Source organism: Rhodopseudomonas palustris HaA2, from assembly GCF_000013365.1.
Classification (GTDB): Bacteria; Pseudomonadota; Alphaproteobacteria; order Rhizobiales; family Xanthobacteraceae; genus Rhodopseudomonas; species Rhodopseudomonas palustris_J.
On record NC_007778.1, the window covers coordinates 1,545,272 to 1,565,373 of the forward strand.

Here is a 20,102-nt window from a genome sequence, read left to right on the forward strand (position 1 = left end):
ATGGCCTCGCTGCTCCCCTTCGTTCCGGTCCCGGCGCTGATCGGCTTCGTGGTGCTGTCGCTGATCCCGCTGGCGCTGTCGCGCGCGGTGGTGATCGCGATCGGCGTCGGCGCCGCGGTGCTGCCGGCAATCCTGTTCGCGCCGGTCGCGCTGTCCTGCCTCGACGGCGCCTGCGTCGCCGGCGCGGTGGTGCCGATCCTGACGATCGACGCCGGCATGTTCGTCGCCCAGATCGCGATGTCGCTCGATCCGCTCAGCATGGTCACCGGCGGCACGGTCAGCGTGGTGGCCGCCTTGGTGCTGATCTATTCCGGCGCGTATATGGCCTCCGAGCCGTTGCCGGATCTGCGCCGCTATTTCGCGCTGATGAATCTGTTTCTCGCCGGCATGCTGGCGGTGGTGTTCGCCGCCGACGTCATCCTGCTGTTCCTCGGCTGGGAGACCATCGGCCTGTGCAGCTTCATGCTGATCGCGTTCTACGACAAGCTGCCGAAGGCGGTGTCGGCCGGGCGCAAGGCGCTGATCACCACCCGGATCGCCGACAGCCTGCTGCTCGCCGGCCTGATGATGCTGTTCCTGTCCGCCGGCACCACGCGGCTCGACGGCATGCTGGCCGTGGTGCCCGGAATGGACCCCTGGCGGCTGGCGCCGATTGCCGGCCTGATCGCGCTCGGCGCGCTTGGCAAATCGGCGCAATTTCCGTTTCACACCTGGTTGCCGAGCGCGATGGCCGGCCCGACGCCGGTGTCGGCGCTGCTGCATTCCGCCACGATGGTGGCCGCCGGCGTGATCCTGCTGGCGCGGCTCGCGCCGCTGTTCGCCGCCGCACCGGAAATCTCCGCGATGGTGGCGATGCTGGGCATCCTCACCGCGGCCGGCGGCGCGCTGATCGCGGTGATCCAGACCGATATCAAGAAGCTGCTGGCGTTCTCGACCATGAGTCAGATCGGCTTCATGGTGCTGGCGCTCGGGCTCGGCGCGCCGGCGGTGGCGCTGGCGCACTTCGCGATCCATGCCGCGTTCAAGTCGCTGCTGTTCCTCAGCGCCGGCGTGATGAGCCACGCCTCCGGCGGCTCGACCGCGATCGAGGCGTTGCGCGGCGCGCGCTATCGCCAGCCCTGGGCGTTCTGGAGCTTTGCGATCGGCGCCGCCTCGCTCGCCGGCCTGCCGGTGATCACGGCGGGCTGGTATTCGAAGGAAGCGGTGCTCGCCGCGGTGTGGAGCAGCGGGCCGTGGGGCGTGCCGCTGTGGCTGCTGGCTGCCGCGGCCGCGATGCTGACCGCCGCCTATGCGTTCCGTGTGGTGTTCGTCGCCGGCAGCCAGTCCGCCGATCTCGCCGCGCCGCCCTGGGGCGGGGCCGCGGTGATGATCCCGCTGGTCGTGCTCACGGCGGTTGCCGTGGTCGGTGGGCTGTCGGTGGGTGCGTTGATCGGCTTCGCCGGTGGCACGGAGGACCATCTCCCGCTGCTGCCGACGCTGCTCGGCGCCGCCGCGCCGCTGCTCGGCGTGGTGCTGGCGCGGCAGCTCGTCCGGCATCCGCGGGAGTTGGAGCATTTCGCGAAGCGGCTGCGCCATGTCCGCGCCCTCCGCATCGAGATCCTGTATTACTACTACATCGTCCGGCGCTTCCGGCATCTCGCCACGGTGCTCGGTAACGCCGAAGGCACCGAAGCGGTGGCGCAGGCGGCGGCGCTGCGCCGGGAAGGCGTTGACGCGCCGGGACTGATGGCGGACGATCCGCTCGGTCGCGCGTTCGGGAAAGAGGCGGCCCAGCCTGATTTCATATCGCGTGCGACCGACGGGCAGACCCCTGTGGTGCGTCTCGTCGCCGGAGATCCGGTCGGCCGGATTCTGATCATCGTCGCGCGGGTATTTGTCGGCAGTTTCGTCGCACGGTTCAATCCCGATCAGATCGATCGGGCGTGGATGGGATTCGCAGGCGGCTTTAGTCACGCCTGGGCGCAGGCACGGCGGCTGCAGACCGGCCGCGTCCGCGATCATTCGCTCTGGATCGCGCTCGGCTGCGCGGCGCTTCTACTTTATGCTTGGGGGACGTCATGGCGCTGATCGCGCTCATTCTGCTGCCGGCCATCGGCGGCTTCGTCGCATTCTTCATCGCGGGGCGCGGTGAGCGCGAGCGCTGGGTCACGATCGCGACCTTCGCGCTGATGCTGGTGCTGCTGATGGCGATCGTCGCCGGCGCGCCGGAAGGCCGCTGGTACGCCAAGGTCTCCTATCCGTGGGTGCCGTCGTTCGGTATCTCGCTCGATTTCGCGATGGACGGGTTGTCGGCGGCGCTGATCGCGATATCGGCCGGGCTCGGCATCATCTCGGTGATGGCGTCGTGGTCGGAGATCCGCACCCAGTCCGGGCTGTTCCATGCCTGCCTGTGCTGGACCGTGGCGGCGACGATCGGCGTCTTCCTCTCGTTCGATCTGCTGATCTTCGCGTTCTTCTGGGAAGCGATGCTGGTGCCGGCGTTCACGCTGATCGCGGTCTGGGGCCATGGCGATCGGGAAGGCGCGGCGCTGAAATTCCTGATCTTCAATGCGGTCGCGGGCTTCGGCCTGCTGGCGGCGGCGTTTGCGCTGGCGTCGATGGCCGATCACATGACCTTCAGCGCGTTCGAACTCGCGGAGATGAAGCTCAGTACGTCGGTGCAGGTCTGGATGCTGCTCGGCTTCTCGCTGGCGTTTCTGGTCAAGCTGTCGGTGCCGCCGTTCCACGCCTGGCTGCCTGAGGCGCATACGCTGGCGCCGACCGCGGGCTCGATCCTGCTCGCCGGCATCCTGCTGAAGACCGGCGCCTACGGCCTGTTCCGCTTCGCGCCGATGCTGTTTCCGCAGGGGCTCGAAGCGGTCGCGCCCTACGGCATTGCGCTCGGCGCTGCTGGCGCGCTGTATGGCGGCCTGGTCGCCTGCGGCCAGAACGACGCCAAGCGGCTGGTCGCCTATACCTCGATCGCCCATATGTCGATCGTGCTGATGGGCATCGCCGCGGGCGTGCACTACGCGGTCGCCGGCGCCGCCGTGGAGATGATCGCGCATTCGTTCTCGGCCTCGGCGCTGTTCCTGCTGATTGGGGCGCTGTACGAGCGCACCCACACCCGCGATCTGCGCCAGCTCGGTGGCCTGCAGCAGATCGCGCCGCGCTTCGCTGCGGCCTTCGCGCTGTTCTGCTCGGCGCTGCTGGCGCTGCCCGGCACGGCGAATTTCGTCGGCGAGGCGCTGGTGGTCGTCGGCATCTTCCAGGTCAATTGGGTGTTCGCACTGCTGGCGCTGTCGACGCTGGTGGTCTCGGTGATCTACGCGACGCGGCTGTTGAAGGGGCTGGTGTTCGGTCAGCCGCGGCTCGGCGCGCCGGTCGCCGACCTGACCTGGCGTGAATATGGGCCGGTGCTGGCGATGGGCCTCGCCACGCTGGTAATCGGCCTGTATCCGCAGAGCCTGCTGGCGCTGCTGGAGCCCGCGATCAAGGCCGCTCTGGTGCTGCCGCAGCCATGACCGCAGCCCAGTTCGCCGCGCTTTCGCCGCTCATCGCGCTGGCCATCGCCGCTGTCGCAGCGATGATGCTGGTGCCGCTGGCGCGCATCGAAGCCGCGCAGGCGGCGGCTGCCGCGGGCCTGGTTGCGGCTGTGACGCTGGTGCTGCTGCGGATCGGCGCGCCGTCGGCGCCGCTGGGTGCGCTGTTCACCGACGACGGCATCGCCCGGTTCGGCGTGGCCTATGTCTGTCTCGCCTCGCTGGGCGCGTTGATCTTCCTGCGCACCGGCCACCCCGCCAAGGAGGCGCCGTCGCTGCTGGTGCTGGTTGCGCTCGGCGCAGCGACGCTGGCGGGAGCCGGCCATGCGGCGACGCTGTTTCTCGGCATCGAGATCATCAGCCTGTCGCTGATCGCATTGTTCGCCTACCGGTTGACGCGGCAGGGGCTGGAAGCCGCCTACAAGTTTCTGGTGATGAGCGGGCTGGCCTCGGCGGCGCTGCTGCTCGGCACAGCCCTGATCTATGCCGAGACCGGCGCGCTCGATTTCACCGGCTGGACCGGGCACGGCGCGCTGGCCGCGCTCGGCACCGCGCTGCTGCTCGCGGGTCTTGCGTTCAAGTTCTCGCTGGCGCCGTTCCACATGTGGACGCCCGATGCGTTCGAAGCCGCGCCCGCGAGCGCCGCGGCGCTGGCCGGCGTGGTGTCGAAAGCCGCTGTGGCGCTCGTGTTGCTGCGGCTGTTTCTCACTGCGCACCTGCCGGAGCCGGTGTGGAGCTCGGGCCTCGCCGCGCTCGGCGTCGCCTCGGTGGTGGTCGGCAATCTGCTGGCTCTGCGCCAACCGCAATTGCCGCGGATGCTCGGCTATTCGACCATCGCGCATTCCGGCTACATCGCGCTGATCCTGGCCTCGGGCGCCCCGCGCGTCGCGGAGGCGGTGCTGTTCTATCTCGCCGTCTACGCGCCGGCGATGCTCGGCGTGCTGTGCGTCTCGGCCGCGCTCGGCCGCGCGCCGACGTTGTACGATCTGCACGGGCTGATCAAGCGCCGCCCGCTGGAGGCGATCGCGCTGTCGCTGTCGTTGCTGTCGCTGGCGGGATTGCCGGCCGCGGGCGGCTTCATCGGCAAATTATATCTGCTGCACGTACTGGTCGATCGCGGCCTATGGACGCTGCTGGCGATCACCGTCGCCGGCGCGTCGCTCGGCTTCTATTACTACGCACGGTTCTTCACCGCGCCGTTCTTCGGCCATCTGCACGAAGAGGCCGAGCCGTTGCCGCGGCTCGATCAGGGGCTGATCGCTGTGTGCGTGGTGCTGATCATCCTGTTCGGCGTCGCGCCGGCGGTGCTGATCGATGTGGTGAGGCTCGCCCTGCCTTAACCTCTCCCGCTTGCGGGAGAGGTCGGATCGCGCAGCGATCCGGGTGAGGGCACTCCGCTCCATGCTTGCTGAGTCAGTGCTTGTATCGCCCTCACCCCAACCCTCTCCCGCAAGCGGGAGAGGGAGCGCGCTGTGCTTGGGGAGAGGGAGCGTATATTAGTCCAAACTTACGCCGCCTTGGCGAGGCGTCCCGCGGCGAGGCCGCGCTCCAGATCGACGATGATGTCGTCGATGTGTTCGAGGCCGACCGACAGCCGGACATAGCCGTCCGACACGCCGGTCGCGAGCTGGTCCTCGGCGGAAAGCTGCGAGTGCGTGGTCGTCGCCGGATGGATCGCGAGGCTGCGCGCGTCGCCGATATTGGCGACGTGATACAACAGTTGCAGCGCGTCGATGAATTTGCGCCCGGCCTCGAGGCCGCCCGCGAGCTCGAAGCCGACCAGGCCGCCGAACTTGCCCTTGAGGTATTTGTCGGCGCGCTCTCGCGCGACGCCGCTCAGCTTCGACGGATGGATCACCTTGACGACCTCGGGCCGCTTTTCGAGATAGTCGGCGACCGCCTGGGCGTTCTGCACGTGACGTTCGATTCGCAGCGGCAGCGTTTCCAGGCCCTGCAGGATCTGGAAGGCGTTGAACGGCGACAGCGCCGAGCCGATGTCGCGCAGCAGCGTGGTGCGCGCCTTGATGATGTAGGCGACCGGGCCGATCGGCTTCACCGCCTCGACCCAGACGGCGCCGTGATAGCTCGGATCCGGGGTGTTCAGCGCCGGCTGACGCTGCGGGAATGTCTCCCAGTCGAAATTGCCGCCGTCGACGATCAAGCCGCCGATCGAGGTGCCGTGGCCGCCGAGATATTTGGTCGCTGAATACACCACGATCGCGGCGCCGTGTTCGAGCGGCTTCACCAGCAACGGCGCGGCGGTGTTGTCGACGATCAGCGGAATGCCGAATTTGCGGCCGATCGCGGCCACTTCGGCGATCGGAAACACCGCGAGTTTCGGGTTCGGCAGCGTCTCGGCGTAATAGGCGCGGGTGCGGTCGTCGGTGGCGCGCTCGAAGGCTTGCGGATCGGCCGGATCGACGAAGCGGACTTCGATGCCCTGGTCCTTCAGCGTGTTGGCGAACAGATTCCAGGTGCCGCCATAGAGATCGGTCGAACTGACGACGTTGTCGCCGACGCGAGCGAGGTTCTGGATCGCAAAGGCCGAAGCCGCCTGGCCCGACGCCACTGCGAGCGCCGCGACGCCGCCTTCCAGCGCCGCGACGCGCTTTTCCAGCACGTCGGTCGTTGGGTTGCCGATCCGGGTGTAGATGTTGCCGAGTTCCTTCAGTGCGAACAGGTTGGCCGCGTGCTCTGTGTTGTTGAATTGATAGGACGTCGTTTGAAAGATCGGCACTGCGACCGAGCCGGTCGAAGGATCGGCGCGCCAGCCCGCGTGCAGCGCGAGGGTTTCAGGGTGAAGCTTTTCGGTCATGACGGAATCCTTCGACAAATTTGAAAGGCGAAACCGTCGTGGCGTCGGGTCTGCATCGGGTCGACGCTGAGGTTCGCCGGGACGTCCATCAGGTCGGGGGCGTCGTCCCAAGTCAATTCGTCGCGTGAAATAAAAATCTATGAATTGGAAGAATGGCGGCTTATGACGCGTTCGTTCTTTAGTTCGATGGATCTTTAAGAGAAAATTCTTTCGTGATACGGGGCGCGCGCTCATGCGCGTCGCGTCTCGTCGCAACAAAAAGGCCGCCATTTCTGGCGGCCAATTCCGGAGAGTTGCATGACGCCGGAAACGATGGCGAGGGCCGCCACCGCTTCTGCGTTGAAGCGATCAGGCGTCGAGGTTGCGGAGCTGCTGGCGGTTGCGCAGCTCGATCTGGCGGGCGCCGGAGAAGCCGAGGATGCCCTGGCTCTGCAATTGCGACAGCGCGCGCGACACGGTCTCGAGGGTGAGGCCGAGATAGTCGCCGATGTCGCGGCGGCACATCGGCAACGCCATCATGCCGGCAACGGCGAGGCGGCGATCCATTTCCAGCAGGAAGTTCGCGACCCGCTCCATCGCATTCTTGCGGCCGAGCAGCAGCATGTGGTCTTCGGCGTGGCGCAGCTCGCCGGCGGTCATCGACCACAATCCGCGGGCGACGTGAACGTCGGTGGCGGCGGCCTGTTCGAGGCTGCGACGCTTCAGCAGGCGAACGGTGGTGTCGACGATGGCTTCCGCGGTGAGGCGATGGGTCGGTCCCGATTCCAGCCCGAACACGTCACCGGGGAGATAGAAGGCGCCGATCTGGCGGCGGCCGTCGGAGAGCAGCTTGTAGCTGCGGACCGCGCCGGATACGACCTGGTAGACGTATTCCGAGGGCTCGTCCTCGCCGTAGATTTCCTCTTCCTTCTTGTAGGAAAACTCGGAGGCGATCAGGCCGGCGTGGCCGGTACTTGCAAAGAACTGATCAGCCGGAGAGCAGGAAGGGTCGACCGGAGTTTTGGCGACGGTCGGGGCCCTGAGCGACTGGTTCAGCATCTTGCCATCTCCTATCGGGGTATCTGGATCGGATGGCGTGGTTGTAATGAAGATCGTACAGACCTGGTATTTCGCCCCATATCTTAAGGGGGTTTACCTAAGTAGATTTACGGAGGGCGGCGCCGCTCTCCGTGGCAGATCAGAGAAAATCCAGTGAAATCAAGGGGGCGGCGCAGACCGCTGCACAGGCGGGTCAGGCGGGGGCGCCGCTTCCCTGCAAGGCACCACGGATGTGGAAGACCAGACTCTCTTCCAGATGCGGCTTCAGCACCACATGGCGGACGCCGACGGCGGCGGCGCGGCTCGAAATGCTCTCGTCCGGGTAGCCGGTGATCATGACCACCGGGGTCGTGATCTTGCGGTCACGCAGCCTCTGGGCGAGGTCGATGCCGTTCATCCCGGGCATCTTGTAGTCAACCACGATGCAATCGGCACGGCCGTCGTCGAGCGCATCGAGCAGCGCCGGACCACTGCGAAACGTGCATACTTCGAACCCGTCGGTTTCCAGCAGAAACCGCAGCGATCCGAGCACGCCCTGATCGTCGTCAACGACATAGACAACAGATTTTGGGGATGCGGTGGTCATCAGTTCGTCCCACGCACCCGACCTGACTGCAATTCTTTCATGCAGGGGAGAATAGTTGCTGGCGTGCGAGGCAGGTTGATCTGCCTCAATCCCTGATCACGCCGCCACGCATCGCCATCCGAACCAGCTCCGACAAGCTGCCGGCCTGCATCTTGGTCATGACGTTGGCGCGATAGACCTCGATCGTCCGCGGGCTGATATCGAACTCACGGGCGATCACCTTGTTCGACATGCCGGCGATCAGACCGTCCATCACTTGGCGTTCGCGCGGGCTCAGCGACTGGATCCGCGCGACGATATCCTGCGACACCGCCTCGCTTTTGGCTTCGTCGCCGGCCTGCTTCAGCGCGGTTTCGATCATTCCGATCAGCCGGTCGTCCTCGAACGGCTTCTCGATGAAGTCGATCGCGCCGAGCTTCATCGCCTCGACCGCCAGCGGAACGTCGCCATGCCCGGTCATGATCACCACCGGAAGCCGCGTGCGGTCGTTCTTGAGCTGCTTCAGCAGGTCCATGCCGTTCATGCCGGGCATCCGCACGTCGGAGACGATGCAGCCGAACGGCAGCATCGTCACCTCGTTGAGGAAATCCAGCGCGGACTCGAACAGCCTCACCTCGAAATCGGCAGATCCGAGCAGGAAGTCGAGCGAGTCCCGCATCGCCTGATCGTCGTCGATGACGTACACGTTCCCCCTACGTGGCATCGGCGAGGTCCTCTTGGGCCGCGGCAGGCAACGTGAAGCGGAAGGTCGCGCCCCCCGAGGGGTTTGATTCGGCCCACATCCGGCCGCCATGTGCCTCGATGATCGAGCGGCTTATCGACAATCCAACACCCATTCCGGTTTCTTTGGTGGTGAAGAAGGTCTGAAACAGACTTGATTTCACGTCCTCGTGGAACCCGCTGCCGGTATCGGCGACGGAAATCTCAATCATTTGATCGGCAACGCGGGCGTTGGAGACGACCAGTTCCTTTTTCTCCGAATTGGCCATCGCTTCAAGAGCGTTGCGAAACAAATTGACGAGCACTTGCTGGATCTGAACCCGGTCGACCAGCGCCATGTCGCTCGCCGGATCGAGCTTGAAGCGCAGCACCACGCCCTGTTCGCGGGCGCCGGTCAGGCCCAAGGCACCGGCCTCCTCGACCAGCTTGGCGAGGCTTTCGACCCGTTTTTCGGATTCGCCGCGGGCGACGAAATCACGCAATCGGCGGATGATCTGTCCGGCGCGCAGCGCCTGCTCGGCCGCCCGTTCCATCGCGTGTTCGATCTTGGGCACGTTCGGATCGCTGCTGTCGGCGAGCAGCCGGCGCGAACCTTTCATGTAATTGCTGATCGCGGACAGCGGCTGGTTCAGCTCGTGCGCCAGAGCCGACGCCATTTCGCCCATCGCGGTGAGCCGCGAGACGTGGACCAGTTCGGCCTGCAATTCGTGGAGGCGCGCCTGAGTCTGCTGGTACTCGGTGAGATCGCGGATGAAGCCGGTGAAATATCGCTCACCGCCGGATTCCATTTCGCCGATCGACAGATGGATCGGGAAGGTGGTTCCGTCCTTCCGCTGACCGGTGACGATGCGGCCGATGCCGATGATGTGGCGCTCTCCGGTGGAGTTGTAGCGGGAAATGTAGTTGTCGTGCCGGGATGCGTCCGGGCGGGGCATCAGAACGCTGATGTTCTGGCCGATCGCCTCTTTCTCGGACAGCCCGAACATCCTTTCGGCCGCGCTGGAGAAGAACCGCATGATACCCCGGCCGTCGATGAGGATCATCGCGTCGGGCACGGTGTCCAGAATCGAGCGCAACTGGCTTTGCTGCAGTCGGAGTTCCTGCTCGAGCACCTTCTGCTGATCGATGTCGAGAACGATGCCACAGAGATACCCGGCCGTGCCTTCGACTTTGATCAGGCCGCCACGGGCGCGCAACCAGTGCCTGGGCTGACCACGATCTGCGACCCGGTACATGATGTCGAGATGCTCGCCGCGATCGATCGACCGTTGCAGCGCCTGCGCGACGCGCTCGCGGTCTTCCAGATCGACCAGCGCGATGAAGGCATCGAAATCGATCGGCGTATCGGTGGTGACGCCGTACAGCCGCCGGGTCGTCGGAGACCACGCCAATTCCCGCGTGGCGAGATTGAGTTCCCAACTTCCCACGCCGTATTGATCAATTCCCTGCTGCAGCCGCCGATCGCGCGCCAGGGCTTCCGATGACGATGGGGCTTGATCCGTCACGCGATACCTTCGCAACTCATTGAATTGCTCTTATCATATCGGTGCTCTGGTCCGCAACGGACGCAGTGCACAAACGCAATTCGAAGCAGCAAACCGTCCGTTTGCCGCTTCGATCGGATCTGTCAAGTCCTTGCGCGCCGGCAGGCGGAGTGTGGTCAGGTCGCCGTCTTGGCGGAGCGGTCGTCCTCGGGCGAATTGAGGTAGAAGCCGGACATCGTGTCGACCCAGCACAGATGGTCGTGAACCTCCCGAACTCCGCAAACGTTCTCCGCTGCGACGATCGCGGCCTGGCGCGAACGCTCCTCGGTGATCACGCCGTTGAGGTGCACGACACCGTCGCGAACCAGCACGCTCAGCCCGAACGGCCGCCAGTCGTTGCGATCGATTTCGGCGACGATTTTCTCGCGTATCTTGTCGTCCGCCGTGGTGGGATCCGGCACCTCGCGGGCGAGGTTGGCGACCGCGCGCAGCAGGTTTTTGCGGGTCACGATGCCGACCAGCTGGTCGCCGCGCATCACCGGCAACCTCTTCACGTGGTGCTTCTCCATCGTTCTGACGATGGCCTCGATCGAGGTGTCCTCGCTGATCGTGTGCGGATGATGCGTCATCACTTCGCCGACCTTGCGGCCGTGCTCGTGGACGAAGTCGGCGGCGCAGGTGCCGGGGCCGAGCAGAAGCCTCAACCAGCGGCTGCGCTTGCGCTGTGTGCCGAGCTCGGCGCGGCGGATGAAGTCGCCCTCCGAGATGATTCCGATCAGCCGGCCGCCACCGTCGACCACCGGCAGGCCGCTGACGTGGTGCTCGAGCATGGCATTGGCGGCGTCGACGATCGAGGCCTCGGGGCCGATCGTCACCAAATTGGCCGTCATGATCTGATTCGCACGCATGTTCTGAATCCCTTCGGCACGCGGTGCCTGTCCCTTGTCTTGTCGCCGGTCGGCGGCGGCCGATCGGCGGCTTAGTGCGAGATCAGCGCCGGCAGCGTCAGCGTCTTGAAGATGCCCCGGGTGACGCCGCCGAGGATGAATTCGCGCAGCCGCGAATGACCGTAGCCCCCCATCACCAGCATGTCGGCGCCGATATCGGCCGCCAGCGACAGGATGGTGTTGTGAATATTGGTCGGGGGCGAGGTGAAGTGGTGCGCGGTGGCAGCCAAGTCGTGGCGCAACAGATGCGCCAGCAGGGCGTCGGTCGTCGCCTGTCCGACTTCCTCTTCGTCTTCGTTGACGGCCAGCACGTCGATGGTCTTGGCCCGGCGCAGGAACGGCATGGCGTCGTGGACCGCGCGGGCGGCCTGGCGACCGCCGTCCCAGCAGATCAGCATCCTGTCGAGCCGCATCGGCCCGGAGTGGATGTAGGGCACCATCAGCAACGGTTTGCCGGAATTGAACAGGATGCTTTCCGGCAGTGGATCCTGGTGGCCGGGTTTGGTCCGGTCGGGTTGCGGCACGACGCAGAGATCGTACAGCCGGGAGATCTCGGAGAGCGACTCGTTGGCGAGCACCGGCGTGTCGCAGATGCTGCGTGCGCCATGTGTGATGCCCGCGGCGCGCGCAGCGATCTCGAACTGATCGAGACGCGCCGCCGCCTCGTCGTTGTCGGTGTTGTACTGATTGACGGCGGCGTAGTAGGCCGCCGACGCGCCGACCACGACCGCGGGGTTGATCGGCTGATAGGTGCAGACGATTCCATCGAGATGCGCATCGAAAGCCTTCGCGACGGAGACCGCGCAATCGACCAGGCCATCGGCCGGCCGGTCGGCCGGAACATGGACGACAATATCATTCAGCATGGCGATGCTCCGCGTGAGGCCCGTGACGATCTGCGGCGGAATATACCGGCCTGGGGGTGCCATACTTTGATCTAGCTCATCGTGCCGCGCGACCTCTGCGGCAGAAACAGGGCTAGGTTGCAGAAATGAAAAGTGCCTGGATCACCCGATTAGTTCAGGGTGGCGGGAATCGGGAGGCATCGATGACGTATTCGACACTCATGGTCGCTCTGTCGTGCGATCGGCCGAATGCGTGTCCGCTCGGGATCGCCGCCGAATTGGCGGAGCGGTTCGAAGCCCGGCTGATCGGTATTGCGGCATCCGACCTCTCCCCTCCATTGTACTATACTGCGGGGGGGAGCGCGGAGCGGCTGTTGGAGCAAGGGCTGGCCGATATCCGGCAACGGCTCGGCGAGTTGGAGGCCGAATTCCGCAAGGCGATGCATGGGCGCGCTCGCGAGCTGCTGTGGCGCTCGGCGACCCAGCCGCCGGCCAAGTACATCGTGCAGCAGGCGCGCGCTGCCGACATCGTGGTGATCGGTGCGGCGACCGGAAGCCCCCTCACGGATCCGTTCGCGGTCGCGGATCCGGGCGATTTGGTGATGCAGATCGGGCGGCCGTTGCTGGTTGTGCCGGCCGACGTCTGCCGGATCGATTTTTCGAGCGTGGTGGTGGCCTGGAAGGACAATCCGGAGGCACGGCGCGCCATCGTCGACGCGCTGCCGCTGCTGCGTCAGGCGAGTCACGTCGCCGTGGTCGAGATCGTCGAGGAGGATGGTGATCGCGCCGAAGCGCTGGCGGGAGTGCACGATGTGGTCGACTGGTTGTCGCGGCACCATATCCACGCCATCGGCGAGGTGCCGGTGGCGGCCGGCGACGTCGCCCAGCAGATCGACGCGATCGCGGCGCGCAACGGCGCCGGCATCGTGATCGCCGGCGCTTACGGCCATTCGCGCTTCCGTGAATGGGTCCTCGGCGGCGTCACGCAGTATCTGCTCGAGCAGACCAGCCGCTGCGCCTTCCTCGCGCGCTGAAAGTCCACTGGCGGGGTCTCGGCAGCAGCTCGTGAAAGTCCGCCTTGATCGCCGTCAACGGCCCGCCGTCGTCGGATGCGATGTTTGTCGCCTGGACGGGATGCTACGTCTCTTTAACCATTCGGGAGACACACCGGCTTCCACCGGCGCGTGACCGCGCGATGACAGTTGCGTCATCCTATATGTGGACTGCGCGGGTCTGCCGCGAACCGGCAGTCCGCAGTAGACCCAGCCGACGCGCATGCAATCGAGGTAATGATGCCGCAGACACAGGCCCACGCGCTCCCCGTCGAGTCGCACCCGGCACAGGCACCGGCGAAGCATTCCGCCCCGAACGACAGCGATCGCGCGTTGCATGCGACGCTGGCGCCGCTGACCGGCGGCCTGTCGCCGACGGCACTGTCGCTCGCTTATGCCGACTGGCTGGCTCATTTGTTCTGGGCGCCGGCGCGCCGGCTCGATCTTGCCCACGATGCGTTGCGCCGCGCCTCGCAACTTGCGGAAGCCGCAGTCAAACCCGGGCCGCCCTGGGCGCTGATTGCGCCGCAGCCGCAGGATCGTCGCTTTGCTGGCCCGGAGTGGCTGCAGCCGCCTTTCAACCTCATGGCGCAGGGCTTCTTGCTCACCGAGGAATGGTGGCATGACGCCACCACCGGCATCCGCGGCGTGTCGCGCCAGAACGAGAAGATCGTCGAATTCTCGGTGCGGCAGATGCTCGACGTCTTCGCGCCATCGAATTTTGCCGGGACCAATCCCGAGGTGATCCGTCGAACGCTGGATTCGGAGGGCGGCAATCTGGCCGCCGGCCTGGGCAATTGGTGGGAAGATCTGCGGCAGTCGATGTCGCACGAGACCGACCTGAAGCAGGATTTCGAAGTCGGCCGCGACGTCGCGGTGACGCCCGGCAAGGTGGTGTACAGCAACGATCTGATCGAGCTGATCCAGTACGCGCCTGCGACTGCCGAGGTGCGGCCGGAGCCGATCCTGATCGTACCGGCCTGGATCATGAAATATTATATTCTCGATCTGTCGCCGCACAATTCCCTGGTCAGGTTCCTCGTCGCGCAGGGCTTCACCGTGTTCATGATCTCGTGGCGCAATCCGACGGCGAAGGATCGCGATATCGCGCTGGAGGATTATCGCCGGCTCGGCGTGTTGGCTGCGATCGAGACCGTCGGCGCCATCGTGCCGGACCAGCCGATCCACGCGGTCGGCTATTGCCTCGGCGGCACGCTGCTGTCGATCGCGGCGGCGGCGATGTCGCGCGACGGCGATACGCGCCTCAAGTCGATCACGCTGTTCGCCGCGCAGACCGACTTCACCGAGGCCGGCGAACTGACGCTGTTCATCAACGAAAGCCAGGTTGCGTTCCTGGAGGACGTGATGTGGAAACACGGCGTGCTCGACGCCTCGCAGATGGCCGGCGCGTTCCAGATGCTGCGCTCCAACGATCTGGTGTGGTCGCGGATGGTGCGTGACTATCTGATGGGAGAGCGCTCCGAGCCCAACGATCTGATGGCGTGGAACGCCGACGCGACCCGGATGCCGTACCGGATGCATTCGGAATATCTGCGCAAACTGTTCCTCGATGACGACCTCGCCGAAGGGCGTTATGTCGTCGACGGCCGGGCAATCGCGCTGTCCGACATTCACACACCGATGTTCGTGGTCGGCACCTTGCGTGACCACGTCGCGCCGTGGCGCTCGGCCTTCAAGATTCATCTGCTCGCGGACGCCGAGATCACCTTCTGCCTGACCGGCGGGGGCCACAATGCCGGCATCGTCTCGCCGCCGTCGCCGAAGGCGCGTGGCTATCAGGTGATGACGAAGCAGGCCGACGGTCCCTACGTCGGGCCCGACCATTGGATCGAGCAGGCTCCGCACGCCGAAGGCTCGTGGTGGACCGAATGGGTGCAATGGCTCGGCGCCCGTTCGGGCGAACCGGTGCCGCCGCCGCGGACCGGGCTGCCGGGCGTGAATCCGGACGAGTTGCCGGATGCGCCTGGTCGCTACGTGCTGCAGGCCTGATCGTCGCGCCCCAGCGCCGCCTTGGCGCTGGCCAGCGTTTGGTCTGGCGTGCCGGCGGCGTCGATCTCGGTCCAGCCGACAGCGTCCTGCGCGTAGGCTTGCTGCTGCCGGACGATGTCGGGCGTTGCGTCCGAGGCGTCGCCGACGCGGCGGCTGACGCGATCGATCCGGGTCGCCAGATCGGCGATGAGATACAACCCGAGCATCGCGCACCCGGCGTCCGTCGCAATGGCTTCGATCGCCTGCCGCTCCTCGGCCTTGGCGAACACCGCATCGACGATCACCGAATGCCCTTGCGCCAGAATATGGGCGGCGCGCTCGCCGAGGCCGCGATAGACCTCGGCCGTCACCTCGGGCGAATATGCGGTCGGCGGCAGCCGTTCGGTGTCGCCGACGCCGAACAGCCGCTTGCGTGCGACGTCGGACCGCAGCACGACAGCGCCGGGCAACGGCGGGATACGACCAGCCAGCGCACGGGCCAGCACCGACTTGCCGGTTCCGGACAGTCCGCCGACGGCGAGCAGCCGCGGCTGGGGCGGCGAGATCAGGCGTGCGGCGAGGGCGAAATAGGCGCCGGCGGTCTCCCGGTTGCCGCGCATCGTTCCGGCGTCGTCGGCCGGCCGCGACAGCATCACCTTGGCGCGGATCGCGGCGCGCATCGACAGCATCAGCGGGAGCAGGCCGAACGCGTCGTCGTTCTGTGAGGGGGTGATCGCCAGATAGCGGTTCAGCAGTTCGGCGGCAGCGCCGCAGCGGCCGTAATGGACGAAGTCCATCAGCGGGAAGGCGAGGTCGTACAGCACGTCGACCGAGGCGATCAAAGGATCGAACTCGATCGCGTCGAACAGCACCGGCGCGCTGTCGATCACCACGATGTTGGCCAGATGCAGGTCGCCGTGGCACCGGCGCACGAACCCTTGCGCGCCGCGCTGGCCGAGCAGGCCGCGGTGGCGTTCGAACGCAGCGCGGCTGGCGCGATCGAGCGCTGCGATCTGATCGGCCGGAAAGCCGCCGGATGTGAACGAGGCGGTGTTGTCGGCGATGATCAGCTCGATCGAGGCAATCCAGGGCGCGGTGGCGGCTTCCGGCGCGGAACGATGCGACGCAGCGATCACGTCGGCGATGGCGGTGACGAGATCCGGCGCGAGCGGGCCTGCGGCGGCGAGATGGTCGACCGTGCGGCGTTCGTCGAAACGCATCATGTCGACCGCCCATTCGATCGCTTCGCCGTCCCCGCCGAGCTCGAGCGTTCCGTCGGCCTTGCGGGTGATCGGCAGGACCCGGCGATAGATCTGCGGCGCGAACCGGCGATTGACCACGAGTTCCTGCTCGCAGGCGATCTTGCGCCGCGCCGGCGTCGAATAATCGAGGAACGGGAACCGCACCGCCCGCTTGATCTTCAGCGCGCGGTCGCCGACCAGAAACACCGCGGCGCCATGGGTGTCGATACGTCTGACCGGCAAGCCACCATGCGTCGCCGGGTCGGCGACGAATTGGAGGATGTCCTCCTGTCGGACCGCGCCGGATGCGGGGATCGGTTCTGCCATCATGACTGCCTGGAGAAATTCCGAACTGTCTGGAAGTGGAGCAGAACCGCGAACGCCAGTGGCCGTCATCATGGACATTGTTGCAGGGATAACAAGGCGTCCGGGAAAACGGCGTCGGATTGACCTTGATCAATTCAATTCCACAAAGCTGCGGTCAATTTGCCGGAAAGGGCGATTAGCAGGTGCCTCGACGCACTCTGCCATCGGTCCTGTGATGGAAGCCCGACCGATTGGAATCTGGTCTTGTACAAGTTTCTCGAGGCAACAGTTGCCGACCATATGACGCGTTCGGTAAAGCCCGTGACGCGGGAAATGACGATGCGCGAGCTGGAAGACCAGTTCGAACGCGACGACTACAATGCCTATCCGGTTCTGGAAGGCTCACGCGCGATCGGGCTGGTCACGAAATACGACTTTCTCAATTGTTTCGCGTTTCACCCGACCCAGATGCTGCCGCATTACGACGATCTGATGAACCGCACGGTCGGCGACATCATGACGCCGGACTTCATCTACGTTCATGCCGACACCAAGCTGACGCGGGTGTTGCAATTGATGGTCGAACACCAGACCCGCAGCATCCCGGTGCTGGATGCCGATCGCAGGCTGGAAGGCATCATTTCGCGTGAGGACGTGATCAAGGCGCTGGCGAATTTCACCAAGGTGAAGCCCTAGGCCGGGCCGCGCGGCGCTGGGCCGCGGCCGTTCGGTTGGAAACGCCGCTGCATTTGTACTACAAGGCTGCGTGCAGACTCGGTTCGATGCAGCGTTGGACATCGGCCGCTGGTTGCCCGGTGCCGAGGTGAGATGTCGACTTATCGATTGAGCAATCTCCTGGCACCTGCCGCGGTGGCGGTGATCGGTGCCAGCCCGCGGCCGGCATCGCTCGGACGGGCGGTGCTCGACAATCTGCGCAGCGCCGGCTTCAAGGGCGAAATCGGCGTCGTCAATCCGCGCTATCCCGAGATCGGCGGCTTCAAGACCGTCCGCTCGCTCGGTGAGTTGGCGTTCGTACCCGACCTCATCGTCATCACCGCGCCGTCGCGAACGGTCGCGAAGATCATTACCGAAGCCGGCGAGCGCGGCGTCGCCGGGGCGATCATCATCAGCGCCGAGATGGGCCGCGGCCAGGGATCGTATGCCGACGCCGCCAATCGCGCCGCGCGCAAATCGGGGATTCGGCTGATCGGCCCGAACTGCCTCGGCATCATGGTGCCGGGTTCCAATCTCAACGCCAGCTTCGCGGCGCATATGCCACGTCGAGGCCATCTGGCGCTGATCTCGCAGTCCGGCGCCATCGCGGCCGGCATGGTCGACTGGGCCGCCGTCAAGAACATCGGATTTTCCGGGATCGTGTCGATCGGAGATCAGCTCGACGTCGACATCGCCGACATGCTGGACTACTACGCCGGCGATATCGAGACCCGCGCCATCCTGCTCTACATCGAAGCGGTGACCGACGCCCGCAAGTTCATGTCTGCGGCGCGCGCAGCGGCACGCGTGAAGCCGGTGGTGGTGGTGAAGTCGGGGCGCATGGCGCATGGCGCCTTGGCGGCCGCGACCCACACCGGCGCACTGGCCGGCGCCGATGCCGTGTACGGCGCCGCGTTCCGTCGTGCCGGCATGCTGCGAGTGTTCGACCTGCGCGAATTGTTCGATTGCGCCGAAACGCTCGGGCGCGTCAGCGCGCCGCGCGGCAAACGGGTTGCGATCCTCACCAATGGCGGCGGCATCGGCGTGCTGGCGGTCGATCGGCTGGCCGAACTCGGCGGCATCCCGGCGACGCTGTCGAAGGCCGTGTGCGACAAGCTCGATGCCGTGCTGCCGCCGACCTGGTCGGGTTCGAACCCGATCGACATCACCGGCGACGCCGACGCGGAGCGGTACGCCGTGGCGCTGTCGATCCTGCTGGCCGACCCCGAGAACGATGCGATCCTGGTGATGAATGTGCAAACCGCGATGGCGTCGTCCGCGGAGATCGCCAAGGCGGTGATCCGGGTGGTCGGCGAGGAGCGCGTTCGCCGCAGTTTCTTCAAGCCGGTATTTGCGGTCTGGGTCGGCGCCGACGACGCGGTGACGAAGGCGTTCGACGCCGCCTCGATTCCCAACTATCCGACCGAGGACGACGCGGTTCGCAGCATCATCAATCTGGTGCGCTATCGCGAGGCCGCGCAACTCTTGACGGAGGTGCCGCCGAGCCTGCCCAAGGAGTTCGATCCGGACACCGAAGCGGCGCGTGCGGTGGTCGAGAAGGCGCTGGCCGAGGGTCGCTCCTGGCTCGATCCGATCGAGGTCGGCGCGCTGTTCGCCGCCTATCAGATCCCGATGGTGCCGACGCTGGCCGCGGTCGATGCCGATGCCGCGGTGGCGTGGGCGGAGCCGTTCCTGGCGCAGGGCGTCACCGTGGTGGTCAAGGTGATGTCGCGCGACATCACCCACAAATCCGACGTCGGCGGCGTGGTGCTCAACCTCACCAGCGCCGAAGCGGTCCGCACGGCCGTCGGCGAGATTCTCGCCCGTGCCGCGAAGTTGCGGCCGAAGGCGCGGCTCGACGGCGTGATGGTGCAGCCGATGATTATGCGCCGCAAGGCGCGTGAATTGACCGTCGGCATCGCCGACGATCCGACCTTCGGGCCGGTGATCGTCTTCGGCCACGGCGGCACCGGCGTCGAGATCATCGACGACCGCGCGCTGGCGCTGCCGCCGCTCGATCTGCCGCTCGCCTGTTCGCTGATCGCGCGCACGAGGGTCTCGAAGCTGTTGCAGGCCTATCGCGATGTCCCGGCGGTGAAGGACGGCGCGGTGGCGCTGACGCTGGTCAAGCTGTCGCAGATGGCGGCGGACCTGCCGGAGATCCACGAGCTCGACATCAATCCGCTACTGGCCGACGAGAATGGCGTGGTGGTGATCGACGCGCGCGTCGTTGTGCGCAAGGCGATGCGCAAATTCGCGGGTCTCGGCAACGCCACCTTCGCGGTGAAGCCGTATCCGTCCGAGTGGGAGCGCCATTTGGTCGTAAAGGACGGCTGGCGCGTGCTGGCCCGGCCGCTTCGGCCCGACGACGAGCCGGCGATTCATGAGTTTCTCACCCACGTCACGTCCGAAGATCTGCGGCTGCGGTTCTTTGCGGCGATGAAGGAGTTCAGCCACGCCTTCATCGCGCGGCTGACGCAGATCGACTACGCCCGGGCGATGGCCTTCATCGCGCTCGACGAGGCGACCGGCGAAACCCTCGGCGTGGTGCGGATTCACTCGGACTCGATCTACGAGAGCGGCGAATACGCCATCCTGTTGCGCTCCGACCTGAAAGGCAAGGGCCTCGGCTGGGCGTTGATGAAGTTGATCATCGAGTATGCACGCGCCGAAGGGCTGAAATTCGTCTGCGGTCAGGTGCTGCGGGAGAACACCGCGATGCTGCGGATGTGCCGCCAGCTCGGCTTCGAGGCCAAGACCGATCACTCCGAGCCCGACATCCTCAACGTGACGCTGCCGCTGAGCGACGAGTCCGCCCGCGCCGCTGCGAAGGCGTGAGCGCAC

General features: G+C 65.9%; 15 protein-coding genes. 7 read left to right on the forward strand and 8 right to left on the reverse strand.

From position 1 onward, the window contains the following. Genes RPB_RS06845 through RPB_RS06855 form a run of 3 tightly spaced genes read left to right on the forward strand, consistent with a single transcriptional unit; the run spans position 1 to position 4,861 of the window. Positions 1-2,067: an NADH-quinone oxidoreductase subunit 5 family protein gene (locus RPB_RS06845; protein ID WP_011440255.1), complete on the forward strand. Its 2,067-nt coding sequence runs from the start codon at positions 1-3 to the stop codon at positions 2,065-2,067. After that, complete coding sequence (locus RPB_RS06850; protein ID WP_011440256.1) at positions 2,058-3,503, forward strand: complex I subunit 4 family protein; 1,446 nt, start codon at positions 2,058-2,060, stop codon at positions 3,501-3,503. Before RPB_RS06845 ends, RPB_RS06850 begins: the two co-directional genes overlap by 10 nt. Beyond that, positions 3,500-4,861: an NADH-quinone oxidoreductase subunit N gene (locus RPB_RS06855; protein WP_011440257.1), complete on the forward strand. Its 1,362-nt coding sequence runs from the start codon at positions 3,500-3,502 to the stop codon at positions 4,859-4,861. The genes RPB_RS06850 and RPB_RS06855 overlap by 4 nt, the downstream gene beginning before the upstream one ends. Positions 4,862-5,028: 167 nt before the next feature. On the opposite strand, the gene RPB_RS06860 is transcribed toward RPB_RS06855, so the two are convergent. From RPB_RS06860 to RPB_RS06890, 7 genes are all read right to left on the reverse strand, one after another. Continuing rightward, positions 5,029-6,336, reverse strand: a complete 1,308-nt coding sequence (locus RPB_RS06860; protein WP_011440258.1) for an O-acetylhomoserine aminocarboxypropyltransferase/cysteine synthase family protein — start codon at positions 6,334-6,336, stop codon at positions 5,029-5,031. A 348-nt stretch (positions 6,337-6,684) separates the two neighbouring features. Next, positions 6,685-7,374, reverse strand: a complete 690-nt coding sequence (locus tag RPB_RS06865; protein ID WP_011440259.1) for a helix-turn-helix domain-containing protein — start codon at positions 7,372-7,374, stop codon at positions 6,685-6,687. A gap of 193 nt (positions 7,375-7,567) precedes the next feature. Next, positions 7,568-7,960 carry a response regulator transcription factor gene (locus RPB_RS06870; protein WP_011440260.1) on the reverse strand — a complete coding sequence of 131 codons (393 nt, stop codon included), beginning with the start codon at positions 7,958-7,960 and terminating at the stop codon, positions 7,568-7,570. A gap of 85 nt (positions 7,961-8,045) precedes the next feature. Continuing rightward, a complete protein-coding gene (gene fixJ, locus RPB_RS06875) occupies positions 8,046-8,663 on the reverse strand; it encodes a response regulator FixJ (RefSeq protein ID WP_011440261.1) in 618 nt (205 codons plus the stop codon). Continuing rightward, positions 8,653-10,185, reverse strand: a complete 1,533-nt coding sequence (fixL, locus tag RPB_RS06880; RefSeq protein ID WP_011440262.1) for a sensor protein FixL — start codon at positions 10,183-10,185, stop codon at positions 8,653-8,655. The genes fixJ and fixL overlap by 11 nt, the downstream gene beginning before the upstream one ends. 155 nt (positions 10,186-10,340) lie before the next feature. Continuing rightward, complete coding sequence (locus RPB_RS06885; protein ID WP_011440263.1) at positions 10,341-11,072, reverse strand: CBS domain-containing protein; 732 nt, start codon at positions 11,070-11,072, stop codon at positions 10,341-10,343. Between the two features lie 71 nt (positions 11,073-11,143). Further along, positions 11,144-11,977: a universal stress protein gene (locus RPB_RS06890; protein WP_011440264.1), complete on the reverse strand. Its 834-nt coding sequence runs from the start codon at positions 11,975-11,977 to the stop codon at positions 11,144-11,146. Between the two features lie 182 nt (positions 11,978-12,159). On the opposite strand from RPB_RS06890, the gene RPB_RS06895 reads away from it, so the two are divergent. After that, complete coding sequence (locus RPB_RS06895) at positions 12,160-12,990, forward strand: universal stress protein (RefSeq protein WP_011440265.1); 831 nt, start codon at positions 12,160-12,162, stop codon at positions 12,988-12,990. Positions 12,991-13,248: 258 nt separating this feature from the next. Beyond that, positions 13,249-15,018 carry a PHA/PHB synthase family protein gene (locus RPB_RS06900; protein WP_011440266.1) on the forward strand — a complete coding sequence of 590 codons (1,770 nt, stop codon included), beginning with the start codon at positions 13,249-13,251 and terminating at the stop codon, positions 15,016-15,018. Here the strand turns inward: RPB_RS06900 and RPB_RS06905 are convergent. Continuing rightward, positions 15,000-16,565: an AAA family ATPase gene (locus tag RPB_RS06905; protein WP_041798593.1), complete on the reverse strand. Its 1,566-nt coding sequence runs from the start codon at positions 16,563-16,565 to the stop codon at positions 15,000-15,002. The genes RPB_RS06900 and RPB_RS06905 overlap by 19 nt on opposite strands. A gap of 243 nt (positions 16,566-16,808) precedes the next feature. On the opposite strand from RPB_RS06905, the gene RPB_RS06910 reads away from it, so the two are divergent. Both RPB_RS06910 and RPB_RS06915 read left to right on the forward strand, forming a co-directional pair. Then, a complete protein-coding gene (locus tag RPB_RS06910) occupies positions 16,809-17,240 on the forward strand; it encodes a CBS domain-containing protein (protein WP_041798039.1) in 432 nt (143 codons plus the stop codon). A gap of 132 nt (positions 17,241-17,372) precedes the next feature. Further along, on the forward strand, positions 17,373-20,096 hold the full coding sequence (locus RPB_RS06915) for a bifunctional acetate--CoA ligase family protein/GNAT family N-acetyltransferase (protein WP_011440269.1): 2,724 nt from the start codon (positions 17,373-17,375) through the stop codon (positions 20,094-20,096). Positions 20,097-20,102: the final 6 nt, after the last annotated feature.